At 40.5% G+C, this 2,586-nt stretch carries 4 protein-coding genes; all 4 read right to left on the bottom strand.

Going from position 1 to position 2,586, the window contains the following annotated elements:
* Positions 1 to 248, bottom strand: a 248-nt coding sequence (locus tag ACTQWB_RS18590; RefSeq protein WP_441502907.1) for a zeta toxin family protein, incomplete at its 3' end; no start/stop codon positions are given.
* Positions 249 to 298: 50 nt separating this feature from the next.
* Complete coding sequence (locus ACTQWB_RS18585; RefSeq protein WP_441502906.1) at positions 299 to 1,264, bottom strand: recombinase family protein; 966 nt, start codon at positions 1,262 to 1,264, stop codon at positions 299 to 301.
* Between the two features lie 335 nt (positions 1,265 to 1,599).
* Positions 1,600 to 1,848 (bottom strand): hypothetical protein, encoded by a 249-nt coding sequence (locus ACTQWB_RS18580; protein ID WP_441140250.1) that lies wholly within the window; start codon positions 1,846 to 1,848, stop codon positions 1,600 to 1,602.
* A 115-nt stretch (positions 1,849 to 1,963) separates the two neighbouring features.
* Positions 1,964 to 2,458 carry a lincosamide nucleotidyltransferase Lnu(C) gene (gene lnu(C) / locus ACTQWB_RS18575; RefSeq protein ID WP_075720925.1) on the bottom strand — a complete coding sequence of 165 codons (495 nt, stop codon included), beginning with the start codon at positions 2,456 to 2,458 and terminating at the stop codon, positions 1,964 to 1,966.
* Positions 2,459 to 2,586 lie beyond the last annotated feature (128 nt).

Raw genomic sequence — 2,586 nt, 5'->3', positions numbered from 1 at the left:
ATTACATCATATCCACCACGAGCATATCGCTTCGCAGCTTCTAAAAACGCTTCAATGACAATCAAATTTTGCTCATTTGATTCTGGCAAATGCGGTGGTATTGCCCCTTTAATCAAATAATGATAAAAGTCATCTGTGTGCATATGCACAGACTTTTCCAAATCTGATTCTTTTGCAACAACAGATGCCGTTGTAGTTTTTCCTGTCCCCGGCGCACCTGTGATTACAATAATTCTACCTTGATTCATCTATATTTTACCTCCACAAATCTCGAGTTGTCAATCTCTTAAAAAACCAGTTACTCTTTCTTCCCTGTGTACCTCTTCGCCTTTCTGGTTACAGTCCCATCTGCATGACGTTCAATGTTACTTCTGCTCTCACGCATTTCCTGGACGGCTCTGAACATCTCTCGTGAGATGATTGCCGGGTGATGATCTTCCTGGATATATTTCTTATGCTCTCCATTATTCTGGATTCTCTTCTTCTCCGGGAAATTGGGGGAGAAGGTTTTATAGAGAATCACATCACCGACATATTTCTCATTGGTCAGCATTGTTTCGATGGAACGCTTCGACCAAGTCGTTTTTCCCCTGGAAGTCAAAATACCTTTTTCTTCCAGATACTTCTTAATCCCGCCCACACTATATCCATCCAGATACATCTGAAATATCTGGCGTATTACCTCTGCCTCCGGCTCGTTGATCACCAGGCTGCTATCTTCGGCATTATTGTAGCCGTAGCATTTACGATTATAGATCTGGGCATCCGGGTTCTGAGCTGCCTTATCCAGGCTCCATTTGATGTTCTCACTCTTGTTCTCGGATTCACCCTGGGCAATGGCTCCATGAAGGCTGATTGCAAGTTCCGCTTCCTTGTCAAAGGAATACAGCTGCTCATTCTCAAAGTAGACCGGGACATTCATTTCCTTCAGTTCCCGTACAATGGTCAGAACATCCACAGTGTTTCTGGCAAAGCGGCTGATGGACTTGGTGTACACAAGGGTCACTCTCCCGGCTCTACAATCGTCCAGAAGCCGCATTAGGTTCTTACGGTTATCCGATGTCCTGCCAGACTGAACGTCCAAATAGACGTCATACAGCCGCGCCTGATAGCTATTAGCCACATCGGCAATAAGACCGGACAGCTGATGACCAACGCTCACGATTTGTGTTTTGCTTTCAGTGCTAACACGACAATAAATGCCAACCTCATATCTTGACGGAGGTAATGGCGGATGCTGTTTCAATTTTTTAACGATAGCCATAATGCCCTCCTGCGTTATCGTTACAGAATACACCCTTATAGGCTGTTCTCATTATAACTCAGATTAGGCTAACTGTATATAAAAATGTAAAAACCATTGAAAATAAAGGGGGTTTGGGAGTACGGATAACAGCCTACTTTACATTCATCGTAACCACCATTTTGATACAATCCAACGATTGCACCCCCTTTTGCACCCCTAAACACAGGAGATGCTCCCCTCCATTCTGGCATTGGAATAGACTACTCTTCATTTTGTGGAGGGTTGCAGAGTAGCCTTTTAGTTCACGAAAAAAGAGATATCAACGCGCCAAGGTCAATATCTCTTTCTTCTTATTATAATTCACTTGTCAAGCTTTCGCAGTATTCTTCTTCCCAAGCGAAATGTTCTTCTGAGCATTTTTCACACCGATTAAAAGCATCATCCATGATAATTCGCATGTCGGCCATGTCCGCTATGAAATTGATGGGATCATCGATTGGAACCATACTACCACAAGTCTCGCAGTGAACATAGATGTTGTTTTCTCTAAGCGGATGAAATGAAATAGTCCCGTCCTCGTTTGTTATTCTCAAATAAAGCATATCGAAATACCTCCTTGTTTTGGTATGTCTATATACGCTCTATATTAAGAAAATAGCAACGATAATTCACACTACATAATCAACAAATTTGAAATCGTCAAACTGGAATTTACAGTTATCTATACTCATTTGGAATTTCGATATGAAATGTCTCACACAATAGCTTCACATCATGTACATCATTCTCATCAAATTCATATCCCAAATGGAACATTACTTGACTATATGGTTCAATACAAGAAACCTCTATCTCCTCAATTTTTCCTTTACCAGAAAAAGTTTCTACCGGAAAGTTATCCCCCTCATAAAGAATTTCACCTTCGCCCGTATATTCAAAACAATGCAAATCAACAATCCTGTTTTTCGCATCTTTCCATACAGTATGGTTCAATGTTGTATATTCCATCTTAATCTCATAAAAGTCATTAGCTTTCATTATCTCTATAAAGTTCTGATAATCTTTCTTTTCTACAAAAATATCAATATCGTTATGGACTCTTGACTGATGTCCAAGCAACGCATCTACCCCCCAGCCACCATCAAGAAAGACTTTAATCTCGGCATCTATCGCAAGTTGAAGAATCTGTTTTACATCTGTAATATTGACCATCTTATCATCTCCACAAATTCAAATTGAACAAAATCGCTGCGCGATGGCCTGCCAAGGCTGTGGCGCAGTTTTACTGTTTTTTTATTAAAAAGGCAGTTGATTCTTCTTTAAAATGTATTTATTGTTAA

This window comes from Blautia sp. HCP3S3_H10_2 (assembly GCF_052122375.1).
Classification (GTDB): domain Bacteria; phylum Bacillota; class Clostridia; order Lachnospirales; family Lachnospiraceae; genus Blautia_A.
This window is presented reverse-complemented; position numbering and strand designations above follow the sequence as displayed.